Source organism: Salinivibrio sharmensis (assembly GCF_001995985.1).
GTDB classification, from domain to species: domain Bacteria; phylum Pseudomonadota; class Gammaproteobacteria; order Enterobacterales; family Vibrionaceae; genus Salinivibrio; species Salinivibrio sharmensis.
The window spans coordinates 286,797-310,739 of record NZ_MUFC01000003.1 but is presented as its reverse complement, the minus strand read 5'-3'; the positions used below and the strand labels follow the sequence as shown (position 1 = coordinate 310,739).

Sequence of the window (23,943 nt, the reverse complement as noted above, 5' to 3'; positions counted from 1 at the left end):
AGAGGTTTTGGGTTGGACTTAAAATAAGCCAGTTGATTGTGGCGAGAACGAACAGCTTTCTAGATTACCGAATTTGCTTGGCGACCATAGCGCTTTGGACCCACCTGACTCCATGCCGAACTCAGTAGTGAAACGAAGCAGCGCCGATGGTAGTGTGGGGTCTCCCCATGTGAGAGTAGGACATCGCCAGGCTTTGATTATAAATTGCGCCTATTGCTTGCGATTTTTGATAGCTGCGATGCTCATGTATTGGCATATACTGCGCGTCTCGCTTCAAAACTCCCAGCGCATAGTACGCAATTTAATCATCAAAGCAGATTTGCGTAAGACTTTGATGAGACAGAATTGGTGCGGAGTGGTAGTTCAGTTGGTTAGAATACCGGCCTGTCACGCCGGGGGTCGCGGGTTCGAGTCCCGTCCACTCCGCCACTACTTAGAAACCCTAGCTGAAAAGCTGGGGTTTTTTGCGTTTAAAGCGTCCCTATAGTGTTAGGGTTATTGCTGGAGAATAAAAAGACATAAAAAAGCGCCTTGCGGCGCTTTTAATGGCTTAGGCCATCCCTTGGATGACCACAAATTTTTCTAGGAGCTGATCCTCGCTCTCCACATTATCAGGGTCGGTGATAATGCACTTGGAGATCGGGCAGACCGACTGACACGTTGGCTTGTCGTAATGGCCTTTACACTCGGTGCATAAATCTGGCTCGATCTCAAAGATCTCGGACCCCATCGAGATGGCCCCGTTGGGACACTCGGGCTCGCACATATCGCAGTTTATGCATTTATCGGTGATGAGTAGTGCCATATCACTTACCCGATGGGTTACGTGTATCTTGTCCTGATTGTAGGTTACGCATCAGTAGCGCGTATTCCAGATCCATATCGGCAGGCACAGGAATAAACACGAAATGACCGCTGCCTTTGGCATCTGTGATGGTTTCTGACTTGCGGTTTTCCATTGCTTCTAATGTGAAATGCACATTGCCGCGTGGCGTCATCAGCTCAAGGCTATCACCGAGCATGAATTTGTTTTTCACCTCCACTTCAGCCAGATCGCCACGGCGTTTGCCGGTAAACTCGCCGACAAATTGCTGTTGGTCAGAAACCGAATAGCCATAGTCATAGTTCTGGTAGCTATCGTGGGTGTGTCGACGTAAAAAGCCTTCGGTGTAGCCCCGGTGTGCAAGGTTCTCGAGGGTGTTCATCAGGCTTTCATCGAACGGTTTACCGGCCACGGCATCATCAATCGCTTGGCGATACACTTGTGCTGTGCGTGCGCAGTAATAAAAAGACTTAGTGCGACCTTCTATTTTTAGCGAGTGCACGCCCATTTGAGTCAAGCGCTCAACATGCTGAATGGCGCGTAAGTCTTTTGAGTTCATGATGTAGGTGCCGTGCTCATCTTCATACGCGGCCATCAACTCACCCGGACGTCCGCCTTCTTCTAGCAATACCACATCATCAACCGGTTCGCCTTTACCCAGAGTTGGCGTCACCTCTTGAACTTGTACGACTTGGCCTGCATCGTCTTCTTTGCCTTTATGGACTTTATAGTCCCAACGGCAGGCATTGGTGCAGGTACCTTGGTTTGGATCGCGCTTATTAATATAGCCTGACAGCAAGCAACGACCAGAATACGCCATGCATAGCGCGCCGTGAACAAACACCTCAAGCTCCATTTCAGGGCAGTGTTGGCGGATGTCTTCGATCTCTTCCAGTGATAGCTCACGCGATAAGATCACACGCTCGATCCCTTGCTGCTGCCAAAACTTGACGGTCGCCCAGTTAATCGCGTTGGCTTGCACGGAAAGGTGGATTGCCATATCAGGGAAGTGCTCTCGCACCATCATGATAAGCCCAGGGTCCGACATGATCAGCGCATCAGGGCCCATATCAATAATCGGTTTGAGATCGCGTATAAACGTTTTGAGCTTGGCGTTGTGCGGCTGAATATTACAAACCACGTAGAATTTCTTACCCTGGGCATGGGCTTCATCGATGCCGATTTTCAGGTTTTCGTGGTTGAATTCGTTGTTGCGCACACGCAGGCTGTAGCGTGGCTGACCGGCATACACGGCGTCGGCCCCGTAGGCGAACGCGTAGCGCATATTCTTTAGGCTACCGGCGGGAGAGAGTAATTCTGGCGTAAACATAATTCCAAGCTTGAGTCTGAGTGTAAGTCAGGCACCTTCGTGGTGAAGGTGAGTGTGGGCGCCATTTTACTGTGACATTGCCCACACTACCAGCCGTATTTACCTAATCTTTGTAGGGATTAGTTAGTCGGTTTTTAAACCGCCTAAAGCAGTGAATAAGCCTTCTAATAGAGTATCGAGCTCGCCGCACATCAGCGATAAGTCGGCATCAAGGCGGGCGGCAACATCTTCTCGGTCGATGTCCGCGTTTTGATCGCGGATCTCTTCAGAAAATTTCAGGCGTTTCAGGCTCAAATCATCGCCCAACACAAAGTCAATTTGCTCTTGCCAGTCCATAGATAACTTGGTGACTTGTTTGTCTGCCTCTAGATGCGCCTGAATTTCGTCACTGGTGAGATCTTGCTGTTTGCATTTTATCACCCCACCTTCTTCGAGTAGCGCTTTGAGCTCAGCCTCATCACCGAGGTGGAAGCCTTGCGGCGCTTGGCCTTGCTTCACCCATTCGGTCATCGCGTGCTCTGCCGGAGTCTCAGTTTCTACAGGGACAACAGGTAAACTACCGATGGATTTTCGTAATAGCGCAAGTAATTCTTCGCCTTTTTTGATGCTGGCTGCATCAACTAATACCAAACCTTTACCCGCCATAATCAAAGCACACATCTGGCTTTGTCGGGTAAAAGCACGTGGCAAGAGCTCCATGACCACATCGTCTTTTAGGCTATCTTTCTCGCGCTTTTTCAGGCGTTGCCCTTGGGCTTGCTCCATGGCATCGACTTTCTCTTCCAAGGCGTCTTTGATCACCGAAGCGGGGAGCAGCTTTTCTTCTTTGCGAGCGCGGATCAGGATATTGTTGCCGCTGACATGCGTGAGCATATCACCGTGCTTACCCAGTGCATTGTCCCAACCAAATTTTTGCATGTCCTGGCTGCCACAAGGGGTAAAGTCGAACTCCTTGAGCTGGCTTTCCAAGTGGGTTGGATCGAGAGGAATATCACGGGTAAGACGATAGACGAGTAAATTCTTAAACCAAATCATGGTGAGGCTTTATCCATCCTGTTGTGAGAAAGGCAACATGGTATTGCATTCACTCTCGAATGTCGCTGCAATTAGCGTAGAATTTAATCCTGCTCGCGACTTCAGCGAGACGAACTTGCCCAACTTCCTCAACGAATGGATTGCCTCAGTCGTGTTAAAAATCATTCATACCTCCGATTGGCACCTTGGTCATCAGCTGCATGGCTATGACCGCCAATATGAACATCAAGTCTTTCTCGATTGGCTCAAACAATGCCTCATCGATGAGCAAGCCGATGCCTTATTAGTGGCGGGAGATGTGTTTGACAGTGCTAACCCACCCGCCAGTGCTTGGCGGATGCTGTATCGTTTTTTAGCTGACATTGCCAAAGCACTGCCACACTTAAATGTAGTGATCACTGGCGGGAATCATGACTCACCTAGCAAACTCGACGCCCCACACGAGCTACTCAAAGCCTTTGATTTACACTTAATTGGCGCCATCGCGAGAGATGGCGACGGCGATTTAGATACGGAACGTATGCGCGTGCCAATTACCGATAAGTCAGGCGAGGTCGCGGCTTGGGTATTGGCAGTGCCTTTTTTGCGAAGTGGTGATCTACGGACAGAAGGGCTCGATGAAAAGGACGATCGGCTTATTGAGGGAGTGCGAGCTATTTATCAGCAAACCGAGCAAGCTGGGCGCGAGAATGCGCGCGCTGATCAGGCATTGATAGCAATGGGCCATGTGTATATGGCCAGTGGCGAGTTGTCAGAAATGTCAGAGCGGCGCATTCTGGGGGGGAATCAGCATGCACTGCCGGCGGATATTTTCAGTGAGGATATTGCCTATGTCGCGCTTGGACATTTGCATTTAGCCCAGCAAGTGGCGAAACAAACCCGGATCCGTTACTGCGGCTCGCCTATTCCACTATCGTTATCAGAACGCCACTATCGGCACCAAGTACTAGCCGTGACGTTTGAAGACAACCAGCTACAAAGTGTGGTGCCACATTATGTGCCGCGTGCGGTTGATTTATGGCGAGTGCCGGAACAGCCCTCACCGTTGGAGACGGTACTCGACGCATTGGCGGGACTAACGCTTGAGTCTTTACCGCTGTCGCAGCAACCTTTGCTTGATGTCCCTGTTTTGTTAGATAAACCCCAGCCGATGCTTAGGGAAAAAATTTTAGCGGCCTTGGATGGTAAACCTGTGCGGCTTGCCAAAATCACACCGCATTATCGAGAGCAACCACAAACAAGTGGCTTTCGACAGCAACGTCTCTCGGAGGTCGAGCCCTATCAGGTGCTTCGCCATGGTTGGCAGCAAAAGTATCAAGGTGAACCTGATACGGCGTTATCAGCAACGTTTTCTCAGTTACTGGAGCAACTGGAACAGGACGAGGATCAATAAACGATGAAAATCCTGGCATTACGTGGCGAGAATTTGGCCAGTATTCAACATCCGTTTGCATTGGACTTTTCACAAGGACCACTGGGTGACAGTGGCTTGTTTGCGATCACAGGCAAAACGGGCGCGGGAAAGTCGACGCTTTTGGATGCGATTTGCCTAGCGCTTTACGACAAGATCCCACGCTTTCAGTCCAATAAAAAGCATGACGCGGATATTGGTTTGGGCGACCCAGCAACCCGCGTTAAAGCCAATGATGTGCGCAGTATCTTATCGCGTGGTAAAGGCGAGGGATACGCAGAGGTTGATTTTGTCGCCTATGACGGCAGCCGTTGGCGCGCACATTGGTCGGTACGCCGGGCGCGGGGCAAGGCGGACGGCCGCATACAAGCGAGTGAACATTGGCTGGAAAACCTCGCAACCGGTCAGCGTATCGCCGGGAAAAAGCAAGAAGTCCTTAGCGAAATAGAGCGTCTCGTCGGGCTCAGTTATGAGCAATTCCGCCGTGCGGTGATGCTGCCGCAAGGGGACTTTGCTGCTTTCTTAAAAGCGTCTGCCGATGATAGAGCCGCCTTACTTGAACGGATGACAGGCACTGAGATATACAGCCGGCTGTCGCAAATGGCACACGAGCGGGCCCGCGATGAAAAGCAAGCACTGGATCAATTGACCCAACAGTTGGGCGATATTCAATTACTCACGGATGACGAAGAACAACAATTGCATCAAGAGCAGGCGCAATGCCAGCAGCATATTCACGCGTTGCAAACCCAGCTGAGAAAACTCAATGACTATCGCCAACAACACACGCATTTTGCGCAAGCGCAGCAGGGTGTCGAGACGGCCGAGCAGGCACTCGATGAAGCGAGTGCAGCAAGAGAGGGCATTGCAGCGCGGCGAGAGGCGCTGGATGAAATAGAGCGAGTACAAGTGGCGCGTGACGACTGGCAAGCGGTGCAAACCAGCCAGTGGCAACGCCAAGCGCTCACACTGGAACGTCATCAACTCGCGCGAGAAGAGCGCGAGATTGCGTACGCGTATGAACAAGAAGCCGAACGCTGGCGCGCCGCCAACCGCGCATTGGCTGAGGCCGAGCAACATTGGGCGGATATTGAGCCTAAAGTGCGTGACGCGCAGCAAATCGATACGCAGTTATCTGGTATTGAGCGGCAAATGCACGATCAAAACGTGGCGTTGAATGAGCAGCAGCAAAAGTATCGTCATGCTCATCAGTCACTCGTCCATGCGCGCGAACAAGCCGAGCAGCAACAACGTCGCGAGACGGCATTAGAACAAGAAATCGCGCGATATGGTGACTTCTCTCATGTCGCAGAGCACTATCAACCGGTATTCGATAACCTACGCCAGTACCTCGATTGCCAAGATGCCCTATCGGCGCTGCAAGAAGAGTATCAAGCCCGTTACCATCAGCAGCAACATTGGCAGCCGCAACGTGACAAGTTAGACAAAGACATTGCCCAAGTGGATGACAGTAGTGCGCAGCTTAAAGCCAAGCGACAAGCGCTGGAGCCCGAGGCGTTGCAGGCAAATCAAGACGCGGACCAGGCGCGGTACAGCAAACTGCACACGCAAAAGCAGCAGCAAGAAGCGGTGCTCACAGAGGGGAAAAACTGGCAGTATTGGCAAGAGCGCTGTCAGCATAACCAAGCGGAACTGGAAAAACACCAAGCATTGTTTGCGGACAGCCAAGCTCATTTAGCCCATTTGAAAGACACACTAACCCGTGAGCAGGCTCAGGTCGAAGAAGCACAAAATAGCCTCCAACAGGCGATGGCGGTGGTCGAGCTTGATGATCTTCGCCAAACCTTACACGAGGGGGATCCTTGTCCGCTCTGTGGGGCCACCGAACATCCTTATCTTCACCACGCTCCGGCGATTGAAGGCATGATCGCCCAGCAGCAGGCGCGTGTAGACGCCCTGCAAGCCTCGTATAACCAGCACAATGCCGAATACTATTATTGGCAGAAACAGCACCAGCAAAGCCAGCACGCTTGCGCGGAGTTAAAAGAACAAGGGGCCGTTTGGCAGGCAGAGCGACAACAATGCGAACGAGAGGTGTATGCCGCGATCGCTGAACTTGATGACACCATCGATGTTACTCGGCCACTTGGTGATCTCTTGGGTGAGATTGAGTCGCAAGCTCAAAAAACTTATGGCGACTATACAGCGTGTTATCAAGCGATGACGGAGCGCCAACAACAGCTTGCCCACATTCAGCAAATGGATACGGCCATCGCGGAACTCCAGCATGCACGTGAGCAGCTAGTGGCACGACGTCATCAACTTGATCAGTCACTGACTGAGTGTGAGACACGGCTCAATGCGATTGATGAGCAATGGCAGCAGCAACAGACGCAAGTGACTCGAGTCAGCCAATCGCTGGATCAGCAATTAGGCGCTGGACAGTGGCTGGCGAGCCTGCAACAGGTTGGTGCCGCGCATTATATCCGCCAGATGGAGCAAAAAATTCAGGCTTATCAGGCGCTGCAGGATGAAAAAGCGGCGCTTGCTGAGCACAAGCAACAAAGAGAGACCGAACTGGCCACGCTCTCGCAGCAGTGTCAGAGCTTGTCGGAAGATGTTCAAGCCCGGCAAGCGCAATTGGTCGTGTTGGCGCAAGAACATCAACAACAAAGTGTCGCGCGCCAAGCACTGATCCCGCAATCAGATTTAGAGGCGTTAGAGCGAGAATATAAAGCCGCCATCGACGGGCAACGAGCGCAACGCGACCACGCTGAGCAGGCGTATACACAGGCCAGTGAAAAGCGTGCGGGCGTACAGGCGCGTCAACAAACCCTCGACACTCAGCAGCGCGAGGCTGATCAGCGCTACCGAACAAGTGTCAGACGCTGGATCCAATGGCAACCGGAGCTTGGTGTTCATCAATATGATTTGATTAACGCGCTCTCTTACAGTGAGGCGTGGCGAGCCAATGAGCGGCAGGCTATCAGCGATGTTGACGCGCGTTATCAAGAAGCAAAAACGCGCCTTGATGAGCGTCAGCAACAGCTTAGTCATTGTCAGCAGGCCATCGCTGATGCAAGTGCTTGGCTAGCGGCGCAGCAGCTCGCGGAGGATGAGGCATCACTTAGCGCGCAGCAAGCGAGCTGGCAACAAGCACTTGAAGAAAACGAGCAGCGGCTATTCACCCTCCGCCATCAATTGACGGAGTCGGAAAAAGCCAAACACCAAGCCGGTTCCCTGACTGAAAAAATCGAGGCACAGCGGCACCAAGTCGAGCAATGGCTAAAACTGGCGGATCTGATTGGCTCTGCTAGCGGGGCGAAATTCCGTAATCTAGCCCAGTCGTTAACCTTGTCCCAGTTGGTCGAGATTGCCAATGAGCACTTGGCGTCATTGTCACCACGTTATGCATTGCAAACGGTACCGGATAGCTTGCTGGCGCTACAAGTGGTCGACCATGATATGGGTGACGAAGTGCGCAGTGTTGAATCACTGTCTGGCGGAGAGAGCTTTTTAGTCTCGCTTTCGCTGGCGCTGGCACTGGCCTCTTTGGCGGCAGATACCCGCCAGCTTGGCTCTCTATTTATTGATGAGGGCTTCGGCACCTTAGACCCTGACAGCTTAGAAATGGCGCTCGCCTGTCTGGATACTCTGCAAGCCGATGGCCGACAAATAGGCGTGATCTCGCATGTGAATACACTGGTTGAGCGGATTGGTGCGCAAGTGCGCGTAGATAGCCAAGGTGGCGGCGCAAGCAGAGTCATGGTGACACAGCAAGGTGTTGGCTAGGTCACAGCCTGTTGACACAAGGGGAAAATAGCTCGCGCTGGGTCACAAAAATGTCATAATAAATCCACATAATGGCGCCAGTTCAATGATAACACTAGGTAATTATCATGGTTAGACGGATTCTCGTTGTTGAAGACGAAGCCCCCATTCGCGAGATGCTTTGTTTTGTACTTGAACAAAAAGGCTATCAAACGGTTGAGGCAGAAGACTACGACTCGGCACTGGCGCAAATTTGCGAGCCTTACCCAGAAATGATCCTGATGGATTGGATGTTACCTGGCGGGTCGGGGCTTAACCTGATTAAGCACTTAAAGCGGGAAGAGCTAACCCGACAAATCCCTGTGGTGATGCTAACCGCACGGGGCGAAGAAGAAGACAAAGTGCGGGGCTTAGAGGTAGGCGCCGATGACTACATCACCAAGCCTTTCTCGCCCAAAGAGCTGGTGGCGCGATTAAAAGCGGTGATGCGCCGCGTGTCACCAACAACCTTAGATGATGTCATTGAAGTACAGGGGTTAAAGCTTGACCCTGTCTCACACCGAGTGACCGCCAATGACGAGCCGCTAGACATGGGGCCGACCGAGTTTAAGCTGCTGCACTTTTTCATGACTCATCAAGAGCGGGTATATAGCCGCGAGCAGCTACTCAATAACGTGTGGGGCACCAATGTCTATGTGGAAGATAGAACGGTGGATGTGCATATTCGTCGTTTGCGCAAAGTGCTGGAAGCCGGTGGACACGCTAAACTGGTACAAACCGTGCGCGGCGCTGGATATCGCTTTTCAACACGTAGTTAAATCCCGCCTACATCAGGTGTAGGCTGCATGGAGACGCAATGGTCGAACGACTGTCTTGGAAGAAGCTAGCCTGGGAGCTGGCTTTTTTTTATTTACCTTGGTTTATCATAGGTTGGCTGTTTGGCGGCCTAGCTTGGCTATTGCTTGGCGCCACCGTTGCTATGCTGCTTTGGCACCTGCATCAGCAGGTCAAGCTGTCGGATTGGCTTTGGAAAGACAAAAGTCTGATACCCCCCTCTGGCACCGGCTCCTGGGAGCCTTTGTTTAATGGGATTTATCGCTTACAAAAGCGTAATCGTCGTCGCCGTAAAGAGCTGGCTAATCTGATTCGTCGCTTCCGGAACGGGGCGGAGTCTTTACCTGATGCGGTGGTGGTGTTTGAGCGTGATGGCGCTATTGTATGGTGCAATAAATTAGCCCAAGAGCTGTTGGGGCTGCGTATGCCTGATGATAATGGCCAGCATATCAGTAACTTGATTCGTGCTCCCGAATTTGTCAGCTATATTGCTGATGCCAATTACGACATTCCGCTAGAGATGCGTTCTCACCTTAATAGTGCCCGGACACTCGAATTCCGGACCATGCCCTATGCAGAAGGCGAGTACTTGATGGTGGTGCGTGATATTACCCAGTTGAAGCAACTGGAAGGGATGCGCCGCAACTTTTTCGCCAATGTGTCGCATGAGCTACGCACGCCGATGACGGTGTTACGTGGCTACTTAGAGATGACCGAAGATCCCGACATGGTCGTTGGCCCCATGTGGCCGAAAGCACATGGGGTGATGACCGAGCAATTATCTCGGATGGAGTCACTGGTAGAACAGCTTTTGACCCTGTCTAAAATTGAAGCGGCGGCCAAGCCTGAGCTGGATCATCATGTGGATGTGCCAGCCATGCTTGATGTGCTACAAAAAGAAGCCCAAGCCTTAAGTGGTGATAGTGAGCATGTACTCACGTTTGAGGTCGATACCAGCCTGAAAGTTAAAGGTAATGACGACCAATTACGCAGTGCCATTTCCAACTTGGTTTACAATGCGGTGAAGCACACTCCGCCCAAAGCTGGGATCACTGTGCGTTGGTATCGCGCAAGCAAAGGCCCACGGTTAGAAGTACAGGACAGTGGTGAGGGTATCGCGCCACAACATCTGGACAGGTTAACTGAGCGTTTTTATCGGGTGGATAAAGCTCGCTCTCGTGAAACGGGTGGCAGTGGCTTAGGATTGGCGATCGTAAAACATGCGCTAAGTCATCACGATGCGGAATTAGATATTCAAAGTGAACTCGGGGTGGGCAGTACATTCGCCTTCACCTTGCCGGAGCGGTTAGCATGTTAAAGCGGTTTTTTGCCACAGCCAGCCTGCTAGTGAGCATAGCGGGTTTTAGTCATGCCGACACGCTGCCTGATTATCAACGTAGCAGTGGTATATCTGGTAACTTGAGCTCTGTGGGCTCAGACACCCTAGCCAATATGATGGCCGCTTGGACTGACGGGTTCAAACGACTACATCCAGGGGTGAATATACAGCTACAAACGCCAGGCTCTGCCTCCGCCGCCCCCGCGCTGGTGGAAGGGACAGCACAACTTGGCCCCATGAGTCGTCCGATGCGGGTCAGTGAAGAGAATGCCTTCCAAGCACGTTTCGGTTACCCACCCACCGCGGTGCCCGTTGCGGTGGATGCGATGGCCGTCTATGTCCACCAAGATAACCCTCTACGCACCATCAGCTTTCAACAGCTGGATGCGGTATTTTCTCGCACGCTTTGGTGTGGTGCGAGCAAGCCAGTCACCACGTGGGGGCAATTGGGCTTATCAGGCCGTTGGGCCCAGCGAGATTTACAATTATTCGGCCGTAATTCGGTATCCGGCACCTATGGTTATTTTAAGCAAGCCGCGTTGTGCCGAGGGGATTTTCGAGCCGATGTGAATGAGCAGCCCGGTTCGGCGTCTGTTGTTCAGTCGGTGGCCTCTTCGCTGAATGCTATCGGGTATGCAGGGATCGGCCATCAAGCGTCAGGGGCGCGCATGCTGGCGCTTTCACACCAAGGAAAAGAGGCGATAAAGCCCACTCCTTCAGCGATTCGAACGGGTGAGTACCCCCTTACCCGTTATTTATACTTGTACATCAATAGAGCGCCAAATCAGCCGCTGGCGCCACTTGAATCGGCATTTATGCGTTATATTTTGTCGGCGCAAGGGCAGAAGGCGGTGAGTCAGCAAGGCTATATTCCCTTGCCGGCTCAAGCGGTGCGCGCGCAAAGACAGGCATTAGGGCTGGATGGATCGCTAAAAGACTCGCGTTAGGGTATTAGACTTTTAGGGACTCAGCATTGTGGAGGCGACAGCCTCCACCGAACGCTTGCCGTGCTCTCAATCGCTAAAGGTCAGCCCCCAGTTTACTGACTGCCAGTATGCCTGCTCTGCTTCCAAGTCAGCCGCGAGCAAGCGGTTCTCTTGCAGCCAACCGGAAGGGAAGGTGAGTTGCCATGCCCCTTTCTTGTCGATATTGAGAACAATCTCTGGCAAGGCCTCATCATTGCGCTGTGAGTGCAACACACAAGCTAAGCGTAGCGCGCAAATCAGAGTCTCGATAAGTTTAGGTTTAAACAAGGTAAACTTAGGCATCTCATTGAGCTTTAGCGCCTTACGATGGAAGCGCGCGAGGGTGGCAAGCACGGTTTGCTGCTCTTGGTTAAACCCAGGCAAATTGGTGTGGCGCAGAATATACGCAGAATGCTTGTGGTAGCCAGGATAACCAATGCTTAAACCCACTTCGTGCAGCAGCGCAGCCCAATTCAAAAGCCCTGCGAGCTCAGCCTTTTTGCTGCCCTTATCCGGTTCGGCTTGGGCATAAAAATACGCAGCGGTGTGCTGCACGCGACGGGCGTGACTCAGGTCGATGTTGTAGCGTGCTGCCATATCATCGGTCGTGCGACCACGGATATCGGTACGCTGAAAGCGGTCTTCCATTTCATAGAGCAACCCTTCACGTAATGCTCCATCAGAGAAGCGCATCGATTCGATGGTAAGCGCATCAAAGATCCCAGAAAGAATCGCCACGCCTGCGACGAAAACCGGTTGTCTGTCGACCGACAAGCCAGGTAAATCGATACTGTCACTGGTTTTAAACTTCAGCAGTTTTTCAATCAGGTTATCTAGCCGTTTACGGGTGATAATGCCGTCTTCATCGCCGAGGCCGATAATCACTTCACGAATTGCTTTGATGGTGCCTGACGCACCGAGCGCCACTTGCCAGCCAGCCTGACGGTATTGAGAGGCTAAGCTTTCTAGCTTTTGTTGGGTGGCCAATTGTGCGGCGGCAAATTGCTTAGGCGTGATGTTGCCTTTGGGGAAAAAGCGCTCGTTATAACTCACACAGCCAACCCGTTTACTGTTAACCAGTGCGGGTTCAAAGTTATCCCCGATCACTAATTCTGTACTGCCGCCCCCAATATCAATCACTAACTTCCGGCCAACGTTTTGCTGCGTGTGGGAGACGCCCATATAAATAAGACGCGCCTCTTCCTCCCCAGAAATGATTTCAATCGGGTAGGGTAAAACCTGTCTTGCCCGTTTGATGAAGATGTCGACATTGCGGGCCTGGCGCAAGGTGTGGGTGGCGGCGATACGGACATTGTCCATATCGAGGCCATGTAAACGTTCAGCGAACATGGCTAAGCACTCGACACCACGGCTGATCGCCTCATCACTGAGGCGATGTTGGTCATCCAACCCTGCAGCCAGTCGCACACGTTGTTTATGGCGACTCACTATCTGTAAGCCTTCGCCAACCACGCGGGCGACGACCATGTGAAAACTGTTAGAGCCGAGGTCAACTGCTGCGATTTCGCGCGGCTTATCCTTTGACTGGGGGTGTGTCATGTTGCAACTTTTCCGCGTTTTTGAGTTCTTGGCGCTCTACGTGTTTGAGGTAATCATAGATCTCGGTTTGCGAACGGATTTTCTTTTTGTTACCGCGTTTTACGTAGGCGTTAGACATGGATTTGTCGATGACGCGGGCTTTCGCGCGATCGGAAAATTGAATTTCTAAGATCTCCATGATGCGATCTTTCAGTCTGGGATCGCGTATCGGTGCCCCAACTTCAATTCGGTTATCGATGTTGCGAGTCATCCAATCGGCAGACGAAATATACATATCACGTTCACCGCCGTTTTCAAAGGCAAACACGCGGGGATGTTCTAAGAAGCGGTCGACGATACTGATCGCTTTGATATTTTGACTGACCCCTTTGACCCCGGGTACCAGCGAGCACATGCCGCGCACGATAATGCGGATCTTTACCCCCTCGTTGCTGGCTTTATAAAGCAAATTCACCAAGCCTTTATCGACTAAGTTATTGACCTTTAACGTGATACCAGCTTTGCGTTTGGCTTGTGCATGTTCAATTTCACGTTCAATCAATTTGTACATACGCCGCCGCGAATTGCGTGGCGAAACGATCAAGTGATTAAACTTAACCGGTCGATAAGGGTTTTCAATAAAATCAAAGACTTTACGTATTTCTGATGTCAGCTGTTGATCGGCGGTAAATAAGGCAAAATCGGTGTAAATACGCGCTGTCTTTTCATGAAAGTTACCTGTGCCAATGTGACCGTAATCGCGTAGCACGCCGTCTTCACGGCGAGAGATCAAACACAGCTTTGAGTGGATTTTGAGCCCAGGCGTCCCGAATACCACTTTTACGCCTGCATCGGTGAGCACGCGCGACCACTCGATGTTGGCTTCTTCGTCAAAGCGCGCCTGGAGCTCAACGACCACGGTGACACGCTTGCCATTGTTGGCGGCATCAATCATTGAGTTAATGATGCGGGAGTTTTTCGCCACCCGGTACACATTAATTCGAATACTGCGCACCTTTGGGTCAAAGGAGGCCTGACGCACCAGCTCGGTCATATGGCGGAAGGTGTGGTAGGGGTAATAAAGCAAGATGTCCCGTTCGCGAATGGCCTCAAACGCGTTGTTTTGTAGTTGAAAGTCCGCTGATTCAAACGGCGGCAAAGGCGGGTTTTCTAAGTACTTGCGCCCCACATTCGGAAAGCCGATAAAATCACGGAAATTGTGATAACGCGCGCCGGGTAAAACACTGTCATAATCGGAGATTTTTAACACCTGAATCAATTTGCTCACCATTTCCGGTGGCATATCGCGTTGATAAACAAACCGAACGGGCAGGGCGGTTAAACGCTGATCCAAGCTTTCTGACATGTTCTCAAGCAGGCTGTGCTCCACTTCATTGGTCAGATCGTATTCTGCATCGCGGGTCATTTTCATCGCGTAGGCTTCGACAGTATCGTAGTCGAAAAAACCACTAAAAATCTGATCTAGGCACAAACGGATGATGTTATCGAGTAAAATGATGGTTTTACGCTGCCGTTTTCCTTTTGGCTCAGGAACTTTAACGAAGCGTTCTAATTCATCAGTTGGGATCTCTATCAACGCATACTTGGGCTCTTCCCCTTCTTTTTTGAGCTGTACGGCGAGGTAAGAGTAGGCATCTTTCAAAAAGCTTAAAACATCGACGTCCTTGTTAAGCATAATTGGCGTGATGTAAGGCAAAATATTGCTGCGAAAATAACGTTTTAGCCACTGCGCTTGATGATCAGAGAGTTGACGTTCGTTAACTAAAAAAATGTGGCGGCGTGCCATTTCCAGCAAGATATCATTGTAAAGATGATCAAAATCTTGATTCAGTTTGACGACTTTCGCTTGAATCTTGCTCAATAGCTCTTTGGCATGACTTTCCACTCCACGTTCTTCATCGATAATGATACGCCGTTTCACGTCGGCAAACCGTACTTGATAAAACTCGTCAAGATTGGATGAAAAAATGCCTAAAAACCGAACTCGTTCAATAATAGGCACACTTTTGTCCGCGGCCTCTTGCAGAACACGTTCATTAAAAGAAAGCCAGCTAAGTTCTTTGTCGACATGATAAGAGTCTAAAGTCATAACGCGTAAGAAAATCCTGTTCTACTGAATAAAATTGCTGTCAAAATCGACAATCAAGTCGTCTGACAGTGTTTCAAGGGCTTCATGCAATACGTTAATGTCCGCCGTCGGTGGGACCGTTAAATAAAAATCTGCGGTGAAAATTTGCCCGCCCGTATTGGCGGCGCTTTGTGTTTGCGTGTTGAGTTTGTTTATGGTGACGCCATGAGCGGCGAGCAGCTGGCTGAGCGCTTGCACAATGCCGCGCCTATCATTGCCCGTTACCGACAAGGTATGGGTGATAGGAGAGGGCGAAGCAGGTGTCGCATCGGTGATGAGCAACTGTAAGCCATCGAGCTCGCGTAACGCATGGATCAGCGCATCAGCGTACGTGTCTGACACTGAAATGTGAATGATGCCGGCAAACTGCCCGGCTAGCTGACTGAGTCGGCTGGCTTGCCAGCTGCCGTGATGGTTGAAGATTGTGTGTGATATTTGATCAACCAGGCCAGCGCGATCTGGGCCCACTAATGTGATAACAAAGTGCTTCATGCGTGATCCTTACGGCGATTCTTTAGACAATTATTGAGGCCAGTCAAGGTGTTGTCTATGCTGCTGGAGGCTAAACTCACGAAAGTGTGCCCAATATCAACTTGAGCAAGCCTAAAGCCCGTTTGTTGCATATTTATTGCGTGGCGATAGCGTGACTAGGCGTTGATGACTACTCACGATACACTGGACGGTAATGATGCGATGCTGTGTTTGTGAAAGGCGGCGTCGAGCGCCTCGTTGTCACAAAATTGTCATTGTAATGACATACAATACAGGGCTTGCTCAATAAAAAGAGGCACGAATGACCCACTCTTCACCATCATTAACAGACACCCGACCGGCACGGCGTTTTAGAGATAAACTCACTCGCCAAACGGTACGTCTTGGTGGCGTGATGGTATTAGTGACCCTGCTGCTTCTTTTCTTCTACTTACTCACGGTGGTGGTCCCGCTTTTTCATCAAGCGAGTGTGAGCTTGAGTGAGCGTTTTACCCTAGATACTACCGGTGTACCTCAATACATTGGGGCCGATACGCGTAATCAGCTGGTATATGGCTTGGATGATCGAGGTGTGTTAACGGTTGCCAAGCGCCCGCAACAGTTTGAGACTCCCACAACCAGCACGGTGCAACGTGCGCAAACGGTTTTACAGCAACCGTTATCCAGCATGGATAAACCAGCGATAAGCCGCGTCGAAGCATCCACGCCATTTTTGGCGGTGGAAAAGACGCCTGGGCGCGTAGCGGTTTGGCAATTACGCTTTCGTACACAATACCAATCTGACGCTTCAGTGGTCCCTCAGTTATCTACGATGTCAGCCTTTGGTCGCGAGTTGGTAGTGGATGCCAAAGCGCAGCCGCTTAGCCAGCTTACTGTTGCGGTGCCGGATAGTTTACACGGTCAAACCATCCCGCCAGTGCTGGCTGCCGTTACTCAGGATAACCGTTTGGTGGTTTATCGTGGTACGCAAAAAAGCATGGTGCCCCTTTCGCAAGCCGTTGACCATATCGCGTTATCAGGAGACGGGCAGCGCTTGTTTGTGCATCAACAAAATCGTTTAGCGATTTGGCGCATAAACGGGAACGATTTAGCGTTGCGCGAGACGGTCAATCTCGACAATGTCATCGCCAGTCCAGTCACAAAAATGTCGATGCTAGCTGGGGGGCGCTCTTTGCTGCTTCAGCACCAAAGTGGCACTGTCACACAATGGTTCGATGTGGTGAAAAATGGCGAGCCATCGTTAACTGAGGTGCGCGCGTTTTCACTAGGGGAGGGTGTGGCACGTCTTGCACCTGAGCGTCACCGTAAAAGTCTGGCGACGGTAGATGAAACGGGACGACTTAGCCTAGTGCATGCCACCAGTGAGAAACAGCGTCATTTCGATGCTCAGTTTACCGCGTTACCTGACGCTTTGGCGTTTACGCCTCGTGCAAATGGTCTGATTGCTGTGCTCGACAATCAATGGCAATGGTTAACCGTCGACAACCCTCATCCAGAAGTGAGCATTCACTCACTATGGCAGAAAGTGTGGTATGAAGGGTATCCGTCTCCGCAGTATGTGTGGCAATCGACCTCTGCGGATGACAGCTTTGAAGCCAAGCTCAGTGTGGTGCCCGTGATTTTCGGTACCTTAAAGGTCGCCTTGGTTTCATTAATTTTTGCAGTGCCGATGGCGATTGGCGCAGCTATATACACCGCTTACTTTATGTCATCCGCGCTCCGGCGTTGGGTGAAGCCGACGGTGGAAACGATTGAAGCGTTACCAACCGTCATTATCGGCTTTTTGGCTGGGCTGTGGTTGGCCCCCTGGGTTGAGTCGCACATTGCTAGCGTCTTTTTGCTGCTTTTGCTTGTCCCTATTATTTTGCTTGGGCTAAGCGGGGTGTGGCGCATGATCCCCAGGTATGTGCGACGCCGCTTGCCTGATAACGCACAAATTGTGGTCATCATTCCGGCCTTATTGATTGTAGGCGTAATAGCCACTTATCTTGGGCCATGGCTTGAACAGGTGTGGTTAGGGGGCGATGCACGCCAGTTTATCACGCATGAGCTGGGTATTGGCTACGATCAGCGCAATGCGCTGGTGGTGGGTATTGCGATGGGATTTGCGGTGGTACCAACCATTTTCTCTATTGCCGAAGATGCGATTTTTTCTGTGCCCCCTCACCTTAAAAACGGCGCCTTGGCCTTAGGGGCGACACACTGGCAAACCTTGACTCGGGTGGTGTTGCTTACTGCAAGCCCGGGGATTTTTTCTGCTGTGATGATGGGCCTTGGGCGCGCGGTCGGTGAAACGATGATCGTACTGATGGCAACCGGCAACACGCCTATCATGGATTGGAACTTGCTCGAAGGGCTACGTACCTTATCGGCCAATATTGCGGTGGAAATGCCGGAGTCTGAAGTGGGGAGTTCCCATTATCGGGTGCTGTTTTTAACCGCCTTTATTCTTTTTGTCTTCACGTTTGTCTTTAACACATTGGCAGAGCTGATCCGTCAGCGTTTGCGCGACAAATACAGCAACCTTTAACCGAGATGAGAATGCGCATGCGTCCATGGATAAAATCTGGCACTCCTTGGGTTTGGATGACGGCCGGAATGGTCAGCGTCAGTTTGATTGCAATTCTTGGGGTGCTGTTATTGCTCGGGTATCGAGGCTTAGGCTATTTCTGGCCCACACCGGTCACCAGCTTTGAAGTGAAGAGTGAGCAGGGCGTAGAAACCGTGGTCGGGCAAATATACCGAACCGATCAGATTGATGCGACGCAGCTTGAAGATGCAGGTGTTGCATTGCCAACCTATCGCCAGCCCAGCTACCAACGTTTGGTGGTAAAAACCGGTAACCGTGAGCAAGAAGGGATCGATTTTCGTCAATTGCTGGCGTTTCAGATAAAAAGCCAGCACACACCCGTTGAAATGGCGATGATCGAGCGAAATGAAAATGGCATGTTCTACGGCAGGCCTCAAGCATACGTTGACGCTGGCGGCCACCGACATGCATTAGTGCTGTCTGAACTTTATCAACGCCTGGAAGATTTAGCGGCGCGTCGCGCGGTGATCAATGACATCGAGCAAGTACACCTAGCGAGCGTTAACTATCAGCTGGAGCAGTTGCGGCTGGAGGAAAAGTCCCTCTCATTAGGTAGTCAGCTAAACACGGCAGAAAAAAAACGAATTGATAAGCGTCGTTCGCAGCTGCTATCGCAATACCAGCAGTTAGAGAAAAAGCTCAAACAGCTGCGAGAAAAACAACAAACGGGCGCGCTTATTGTTGAAGATAGCCACGGTGACGCTGTGGCGTTGCCGCTGCAAAATGTGATTAATGTTTGGTACCCCAACGCCATGAGTGCCGTTGATAAGCTTAAATTTTGGGGCTACCAGGTGGCGGCTTTCTTGTCCGAATCTCCGCGAGACAGTAATGCGGCGGGGGGCGTCTTTCCGGCGATTTTTGGTACCGTTTTCTTGGTACTATTGATGTCAGTGATTGTCACCCCGTTAGGGGTGCTTGCCGCGGTATATCTTCACGAATACGCGCCGAAAACGGCATTCACGCGTATTATTCGCATTGCCGTGGTTAACCTCGCTGGGGTACCGTCCATTGTGTACGGTGTGTTCGGGTTGGGCTTTTTTGTCTATTTTATCGGTGGCACCATTGACGATGTGTTTTATCAAGCGGCACAGCCGGCACCGGTGTTTGGGACACCAGGTATTCTCTGGTCGGCACTGACATTAGCGATCCTTACCTTACCTGTGGTGATTGTATCAACCGAAGAGGGGCTGGCCCGGATCCCCACCAGTGTCCGTCATGGTGCGTTTGCCCTTGGGGCGACACAATCAGAAATGCTCTGGCGCGTGGTCCTGCCGATGGCCAGTCCTGCGATGATGACCGGGTTGATTTTAGCGGTTGCGCGCGCAGCCGGAGAAGTGGCGCCCTTAATGTTGGTGGGAGTGGTTAAGGTCGCCCCCTCTTTACCAGTGGATGGTAACTTCCCGTTTTTACATTTAGAGCGGAAGTTCATGCACCTGGGCTACCATATTTATGATGTGGGCTTTCAAAGTGCGCACATCGAAACGGCGCGCCCTTTGGTTTATGCGACGTCGTTTTTGCTTGTGTCTGTGATCGTGGCGCTCAACTTGTCCGCGATCGGTATTCGCCACTATTTGCGTGAAAAATACCGCGCATTGGAACTGTAACGATAAGGATCCCGCTCGATGTATTCGATAACGCCACCCATAGGTTTGACGCCTAGCTTAGATTTGGGGAATTTGCCTGACGAGCAAACCGCGTTAGCTATTCGGGATCTCAACCTTTACTACGGGTCGACCCAAGCGCTGTTTGATATCAGTATGCGGATCCCGAAAGGGAAAGTCACCGCATTTATCGGACCGTCTGGATGTGGTAAATCAACGCTACTGCGCTGTATTAACCGGATGAATGATTTGGTAGATGGTTGCCGTGTTCGAGGCGGGATCACCCTACACGGGCAAAATATCTATCACCGAGACGTCGATGTGCCAGCATTACGTCGCCAAGTGGGGATGGTGTTTCAACGTCCAAACCCTTTCCCCAAGTCTGTGTATGAAAACGTGATCTTTGGATTACGCTTGCAGGGGATTAATGACCCCAGAACACTGGATGATGCGGTAGAACGCTCCCTACGTGGCGCAGCGTTGTGGGACGAGGTGAAGAATCGGTTAAATGACAATGCATTTGGGTTATCAAGTGGGCAGCAGCAACGGTTAGTGATTGCACGGGCGATCGCCATTGAGCCTGAGGTGCTATTGCTTGATGAGCCATCGTCGGCACTGGATCCAATATCCACGTTAACCATTGAAGAACTGATTAATGACTTAAAAAATCAGTATACGGTGGTGATTGTCACCCATAATATGCAACAAGCGGCGCGGGTCTCAGATCAAACGGCGTTTATTAATATGGGGCGTTTGGTGGAATACGCGGATACCGATACTCTGTTTACCACCCCACAAAACAAACAAACCGAAGATTACATAACCGGTCGCTACGGATAAGGAGCAGGCCTTGGATAACCACAATATTAGCCGTCATATTTCTGGTCAGTTTAACGCAGAGCTTGAAGCCATTCGCACCCACGTGCTAGCAATGGGCGGCTTGGTTGAGCGTCAGCTAACCGATGCGCTACGGGCCATGCATAATCAAGATGTGGATCTTGCGCGCCATGTCATTCGTGAAGACCATAAAGTGAACGGCATGGAAGTGGCGATCGACGAGGCATGTACACGTATCATCGCTAAACGCCAGCCCACCGCGAGCGATCTGCGACTGGTGATGGCTATCATTAAAACCATCACTGATCTCGAGCGCATTGGCGATGTTGCCGACAGCATCGCTAAAATGGCACTGGATAACTCAAGCTACTCTCAGCAGCCGTTTTTGGTATCACTCGAAGCCTTGGGTCAGCGCGCCGCTAAAATGCTGCATGATGTGTTAGACGCCTTTGCGCGTATGGACATTGATGCGGCGATGAAAGTCTATCGCAAAGATGACTCGTTGGATCGTGAATACGAGGGGATTTTGCGTCAGTTGATGACTTACATGATGGAGGATCCACGCTCGATTCCCAACGTGCTGAAAGTGATGTGGTCGGCTCGAGCCATTGAGCGAGTGGGCGATCGCTGTCAGAACATCTGTGAATACATCATCTATTTTGTCAAAGGCAAAGACGTTCGCCACATTCAAAAAGAGGAGCTGGAAAAGCTCCTCAAGTAATCGCTACTCGTCGCTTAACCAGTCACTGACGGCGTCTGGGACAAAGCTCTGGTCATGCAAAGGCATACGCACGTAACCTTCCTTATTGATTTCTGGGAGGGTGACTGCGGGGTAGTCAATTTCTTGGTAGGGAATTTGTGAGAGTAAGTGGGCGATACAATTGAGCCGAGCGTGTTTTTTGTTATCGGCCTCTACCACCCACCAAGGGCTGTCTTTGGTATCGGTATAAGCAAACATGCGGTCTTTGGCTTCACTGTATTGCACCCAACGACTACGAGACTCGAGATCCATTGGGCTGAATTTCCAACGTTTTATGGGGGTGTTAATCCGCTCTGCGAAGCGCTTTTCTTGCTCTTCGTCTGATACCGAGAACCAGTATTTAATTAAGATGATCCCTGAACGGATCAACATGCGCTCGAGCTCAGGGCAAGTACGAAGGAACTCTTCATATTCTTCATCGCTGCAAAAGCCCATCACTCGCTCGACGCCGGCGCGGTTATACCAACTACGGTCAAACAAGACAATTTCACCACCGGCGGGCAGGTGCTCAATATAACGCTGAAAATACCACTGCGTGCGTTCACGCTCTGTGGGTTTATCTAGCGCGACCACGCGACAAACACGCGGATTGAGCTTTTCGGTGATCCGTTTAATCACGCCACCTTTACCAGCGGCATCGCGCCCTTCAAAAATGACCACCACTTTCAATTGCTCTTGCTTGACCCATTCTTGAAGCTTGACCAACTCAGTCTGTAATTCGGTTAGCTTTTTCTCGTAGTGTTTTTTGCTAATTTTTTGTGACTTTTTATCCGACAAGGCCGCTCTCCTTTTACCACAGCGATGGGATCACGGTAGAAAACTCACTTTTCGGATGCAACGGATTCAAGCAGCGAAAGTGGATATCACCTCAAAAGACTAGAGTGGGTCACATTGCCATGTTGTTTGGTCATGGCATTGCATCAAGGTTTAAAACCGATTAGCAATAGCTTTGACGAGACGAACGCGTTCTGAGTCGGTGATCGGGTAACGGGCGTCGTCCCCATCGCCCATTGATGCGTATGAATTTGATGGCATGGCGCTGACTTGCTCGGAGCGGGCAGACAAATGAATTTCACGTGCACCGGTGTAAGCGAGCAGCTCTTGTGCGTTATCGGGTGACACGCCCGCGCCTGGCATAATAGTTAGCGATGAATGGCGTGTGGCGTCCACCCATTGTTTGAGTGCCTCTTTTCCTTGTAACGCATTCGTTGCTTGTCCGGAGGTGAGAATGCGTTCAATCGCTGGGCGGGCAAGGATTGCTTCAAGCGCCGCGTGAGGGTCTTGGCAGTGATCAAATGCGCGGTGAAACGTCACGCCCATTCCGTGTGCTTGGGCAAGCATGGCATCAATAGCCGGCACGTCGAGTTGACCATTTGGCGTGAGTGCGCCGATCACCACGCCTGCACACCCGGCTTGGCGGGCGTTGGCAATATCCTGCAGCATCACTTCAATTTCGTCACTGGAATAGACGAAATCGCCTTCTCGCGGCCGGATAATCGCATAAATGGGGATGCGTGCTTTTTGAGCGGCTTGTTGCATATAGCCATCACTCGGCGTTAAGCCACCGAGGCGCAGCGCACTGCACAACTCGATCCGATCTGCGCCAGCGTGCTCGGCCAGCGATAATGAGCGAATACTATCAATACACACTTCAACGAAGACCGACATATCACCCCTTTAACGAAACGTACCGTGTCAGCATAGCCACGGATATTGTGACAGGGTGAGGGGAAATTACCTAGTGTTAGATGGAAATAGCTTGAAGGGAGCAAGCGTCGTGTAAGGCGAGGCGGACAGATACAAAAAGGGCCCGGTTTAGCCGGGCCTCATTATTGTCTCACATTGTCCAGTGCTGGGCACCTGACCTAATTACAGGTCGTCAGTGTGCTCAGAAAGGTAGGCGGCAACACCTTCAGGAGATTCTGCCATGCCGGCTTTACCTTCTTCCCACTGTGCAGGGCATACTTCACCGTTCTTCTCGTGGAAGTTTAGTGCGTCAACCATGCGTAGCATTTCGTCGATGTTACGGCCTAGTGGTAGGTCGTTAACAACTTGGTGACGAACAACGCCTTCCTCGTCGATAAGGAAAGAACCACGGAACGCAACACCCGCTTCTGGATGCTCAACGTCGTATGCTTTGCAGATTTCGTGCTTAACGTCAGCAACCAGTGGGTATTTCACTGCGCCGATACCGCCGTCTGCGATAGCAGTCTTACGCCATGCGTTGTGTGAGAACTGAGAGTCGATAGACACACCGATAACCTCAACGCCTTTAGCTTGGAAGTCGCTCAGGCGCTTATCGAATGCGATCAGCTCTGATGGGCACACGAAAGTGAAGTCGAGTGGGTAGAAAAAGACAACAGCTTTTTTGCCTTTGGTGAACTCTTTCAGGTTGAAGTTATCAACGATTTCGCCATTACCTAGTACGGCAGCGGCAGTAAAATCTGGTGCTTGACGACCTACGAGTACCATATCTCAGCTCCTAGTTTAAATGTTTTCCTGATAA

The 23,943-nt window shown here is 51.2% G+C and carries 18 protein-coding genes, 1 tRNA gene and 1 rRNA gene; 11 read left to right on the top strand and 9 right to left on the bottom strand.

Annotation, left to right across the window (positions count from 1 at the left end):
• The first annotated feature begins 76 nt into the window (after positions 1 to 76).
• A 5S ribosomal RNA gene (gene rrf / locus BZG74_RS04945) occupies positions 77 to 192 on the top strand.
• 160 nt (positions 193 to 352) lie between these two features.
• Positions 353 to 429: transfer RNA gene (locus BZG74_RS04940), tRNA-Asp, on the top strand.
• A gap of 121 nt (positions 430 to 550) precedes the next feature.
• Here the strand turns inward: BZG74_RS04940 and BZG74_RS04935 are convergent.
• The 3 genes from BZG74_RS04935 to rdgC all read right to left on the bottom strand — a co-directional run bounded on the left by BZG74_RS04935 (position 551) and on the right by rdgC (position 3,185).
• Positions 551 to 805, bottom strand: coding sequence for a YfhL family 4Fe-4S dicluster ferredoxin (locus tag BZG74_RS04935; RefSeq protein WP_077771589.1), 255 nt, complete (start codon positions 803 to 805; stop codon positions 551 to 553).
• Position 806: 1 nt separating this feature from the next.
• Positions 807 to 2,153 carry a prephenate-dependent tRNA uridine(34) hydroxylase TrhP gene (gene trhP / locus BZG74_RS04930; RefSeq protein WP_077771588.1) on the bottom strand — a complete coding sequence of 449 codons (1,347 nt, stop codon included), beginning with the start codon at positions 2,151 to 2,153 and terminating at the stop codon, positions 807 to 809.
• Between the two features lie 123 nt (positions 2,154 to 2,276).
• Positions 2,277 to 3,185, bottom strand: a complete 909-nt coding sequence (gene rdgC / locus BZG74_RS04925) for a recombination-associated protein RdgC (RefSeq protein WP_201247350.1) — start codon at positions 3,183 to 3,185, stop codon at positions 2,277 to 2,279.
• Between the two features lie 40 nt (positions 3,186 to 3,225).
• On the opposite strand from rdgC, the gene BZG74_RS04920 reads away from it, so the two are divergent.
• The 5 genes from BZG74_RS04920 to BZG74_RS04900 all read left to right on the top strand — a co-directional run bounded on the left by BZG74_RS04920 (position 3,226) and on the right by BZG74_RS04900 (position 11,451).
• Complete coding sequence (locus BZG74_RS04920; protein WP_077771586.1) at positions 3,226 to 4,581, top strand: exonuclease SbcCD subunit D C-terminal domain-containing protein; 1,356 nt, start codon at positions 3,226 to 3,228, stop codon at positions 4,579 to 4,581.
• A gap of 3 nt (positions 4,582 to 4,584) precedes the next feature.
• Complete coding sequence (locus BZG74_RS04915; protein WP_077771585.1) at positions 4,585 to 8,352, top strand: AAA family ATPase; 3,768 nt, start codon at positions 4,585 to 4,587, stop codon at positions 8,350 to 8,352.
• Positions 8,353 to 8,459: 107 nt separating this feature from the next.
• Positions 8,460 to 9,149, top strand: a complete 690-nt coding sequence (gene phoB, locus BZG74_RS04910) for a phosphate regulon transcriptional regulator PhoB (protein ID WP_069363277.1) — start codon at positions 8,460 to 8,462, stop codon at positions 9,147 to 9,149.
• A 38-nt stretch (positions 9,150 to 9,187) separates the two neighbouring features.
• Positions 9,188 to 10,483, top strand: a complete 1,296-nt coding sequence (gene phoR, locus BZG74_RS04905; protein WP_077771584.1) for a phosphate regulon sensor histidine kinase PhoR — start codon at positions 9,188 to 9,190, stop codon at positions 10,481 to 10,483.
• Positions 10,477 to 11,451: a PstS family phosphate ABC transporter substrate-binding protein gene (locus BZG74_RS04900; protein WP_077771583.1), complete on the top strand. Its 975-nt coding sequence runs from the start codon at positions 10,477 to 10,479 to the stop codon at positions 11,449 to 11,451. The genes phoR and BZG74_RS04900 overlap by 7 nt, the downstream gene beginning before the upstream one ends.
• A 66-nt stretch (positions 11,452 to 11,517) precedes the next feature.
• Here BZG74_RS04900 and ppx read toward each other — a convergent pair whose 3' ends face one another.
• From ppx to BZG74_RS04885, 3 genes are read right to left on the bottom strand one after another with little or no spacing between them, the layout of a single operon-like run.
• Positions 11,518 to 13,029, bottom strand: coding sequence for an exopolyphosphatase (gene ppx / locus BZG74_RS04895; protein ID WP_077771582.1), 1,512 nt, complete (start codon positions 13,027 to 13,029; stop codon positions 11,518 to 11,520).
• Entirely contained in the window at positions 13,004 to 15,118 is a 2,115-nt protein-coding gene (gene ppk1, locus BZG74_RS04890) for a polyphosphate kinase 1 (RefSeq protein WP_077771581.1), read from the bottom strand. Before ppk1 ends, ppx begins: the two co-directional genes overlap by 26 nt.
• Positions 15,119 to 15,139: 21 nt before the next feature.
• Positions 15,140 to 15,649, bottom strand: coding sequence for a glycine cleavage system protein R (locus tag BZG74_RS04885; protein ID WP_077771580.1), 510 nt, complete (start codon positions 15,647 to 15,649; stop codon positions 15,140 to 15,142).
• A 301-nt stretch (positions 15,650 to 15,950) separates the two neighbouring features.
• Here BZG74_RS04885 and BZG74_RS04880 point away from each other — a divergent pair, with 301 nt between their 5' ends.
• From BZG74_RS04880 to phoU, 4 genes are read left to right on the top strand one after another with little or no spacing between them, the layout of a single operon-like run.
• Entirely contained in the window at positions 15,951 to 18,179 is a 2,229-nt protein-coding gene (locus tag BZG74_RS04880; RefSeq protein ID WP_077771579.1) for an ABC transporter permease subunit, read from the top strand.
• 17 nt (positions 18,180 to 18,196) lie between these two features.
• The gene (pstA, locus tag BZG74_RS04875; protein WP_077771578.1) at positions 18,197 to 19,843 is read left to right on the top strand and encodes a phosphate ABC transporter permease PstA; all 1,647 of its coding nucleotides are present in this window, start codon (positions 18,197 to 18,199) and stop codon (positions 19,841 to 19,843) included.
• Between the two features lie 18 nt (positions 19,844 to 19,861).
• Entirely contained in the window at positions 19,862 to 20,680 is an 819-nt protein-coding gene (pstB, locus tag BZG74_RS04870) for a phosphate ABC transporter ATP-binding protein PstB (protein ID WP_077771577.1), read from the top strand.
• Between the two features lie 10 nt (positions 20,681 to 20,690).
• On the top strand, positions 20,691 to 21,398 hold the full coding sequence (gene phoU, locus BZG74_RS04865) for a phosphate signaling complex protein PhoU (RefSeq protein ID WP_077771576.1): 708 nt from the start codon (positions 20,691 to 20,693) through the stop codon (positions 21,396 to 21,398).
• Between the two features lie 3 nt (positions 21,399 to 21,401).
• Here phoU and ppk2 read toward each other — a convergent pair whose 3' ends face one another.
• The 3 genes from ppk2 to BZG74_RS04850 all read right to left on the bottom strand — a co-directional run bounded on the left by ppk2 (position 21,402) and on the right by BZG74_RS04850 (position 23,909).
• On the bottom strand, positions 21,402 to 22,214 hold the full coding sequence (gene ppk2, locus BZG74_RS04860) for a polyphosphate kinase 2 (RefSeq protein ID WP_077771575.1): 813 nt from the start codon (positions 22,212 to 22,214) through the stop codon (positions 21,402 to 21,404).
• Between the two features lie 150 nt (positions 22,215 to 22,364).
• On the bottom strand, positions 22,365 to 23,105 hold the full coding sequence (locus BZG74_RS04855) for a copper homeostasis protein CutC (RefSeq protein WP_077771574.1): 741 nt from the start codon (positions 23,103 to 23,105) through the stop codon (positions 22,365 to 22,367).
• Between the two features lie 201 nt (positions 23,106 to 23,306).
• Complete coding sequence (locus BZG74_RS04850; protein ID WP_077771573.1) at positions 23,307 to 23,909, bottom strand: peroxiredoxin C; 603 nt, start codon at positions 23,907 to 23,909, stop codon at positions 23,307 to 23,309.
• Between the last annotated feature and the right edge of the window lie 34 nt (positions 23,910 to 23,943).

Excerpts from the sequence above, each read along its gene's own strand:
- pstB (WP_077771577.1), top strand. The coding sequence starts at position 19,862 with ATGTATTCGATAACGCCACCCATAGGTTTGACGCCTAGCTTAGATTTG.
- BZG74_RS04850 (WP_077771573.1), bottom strand. The coding sequence starts at position 23,909 with ATGGTACTCGTAGGTCGTCAAGCACCAGATTTTACTGCCGCTGCCGTA.
- BZG74_RS04915 (WP_077771585.1), top strand. The coding sequence starts at position 4,585 with ATGAAAATCCTGGCATTACGTGGCGAGAATTTGGCCAGTATTCAACAT.
- phoR (WP_077771584.1), top strand. The coding sequence starts at position 9,188 with ATGGTCGAACGACTGTCTTGGAAGAAGCTAGCCTGGGAGCTGGCTTTT.
- BZG74_RS04920 (WP_077771586.1), top strand. The coding sequence starts at position 3,226 with ATGGTATTGCATTCACTCTCGAATGTCGCTGCAATTAGCGTAGAATTT.
- trhP (WP_077771588.1), bottom strand. The coding sequence starts at position 2,153 with ATGTTTACGCCAGAATTACTCTCTCCCGCCGGTAGCCTAAAGAATATG.
- BZG74_RS04935 (WP_077771589.1), bottom strand. The coding sequence starts at position 805 with ATGGCACTACTCATCACCGATAAATGCATAAACTGCGATATGTGCGAG.
- ppk1 (WP_077771581.1), bottom strand. The coding sequence starts at position 15,118 with ATGACTTTAGACTCTTATCATGTCGACAAAGAACTTAGCTGGCTTTCT.
- BZG74_RS04900 (WP_077771583.1), top strand. The coding sequence starts at position 10,477 with ATGTTAAAGCGGTTTTTTGCCACAGCCAGCCTGCTAGTGAGCATAGCG.
- ppx (WP_077771582.1), bottom strand. The coding sequence starts at position 13,029 with ATGACACACCCCCAGTCAAAGGATAAGCCGCGCGAAATCGCAGCAGTT.
- BZG74_RS04885 (WP_077771580.1), bottom strand. The coding sequence starts at position 15,649 with ATGAAGCACTTTGTTATCACATTAGTGGGCCCAGATCGCGCTGGCCTG.
- phoB (WP_069363277.1), top strand. The coding sequence starts at position 8,460 with ATGGTTAGACGGATTCTCGTTGTTGAAGACGAAGCCCCCATTCGCGAG.
- BZG74_RS04880 (WP_077771579.1), top strand. The coding sequence starts at position 15,951 with ATGACCCACTCTTCACCATCATTAACAGACACCCGACCGGCACGGCGT.
- pstA (WP_077771578.1), top strand. The coding sequence starts at position 18,197 with ATGCGTCCATGGATAAAATCTGGCACTCCTTGGGTTTGGATGACGGCC.
- BZG74_RS04855 (WP_077771574.1), bottom strand. The coding sequence starts at position 23,105 with ATGTCGGTCTTCGTTGAAGTGTGTATTGATAGTATTCGCTCATTATCG.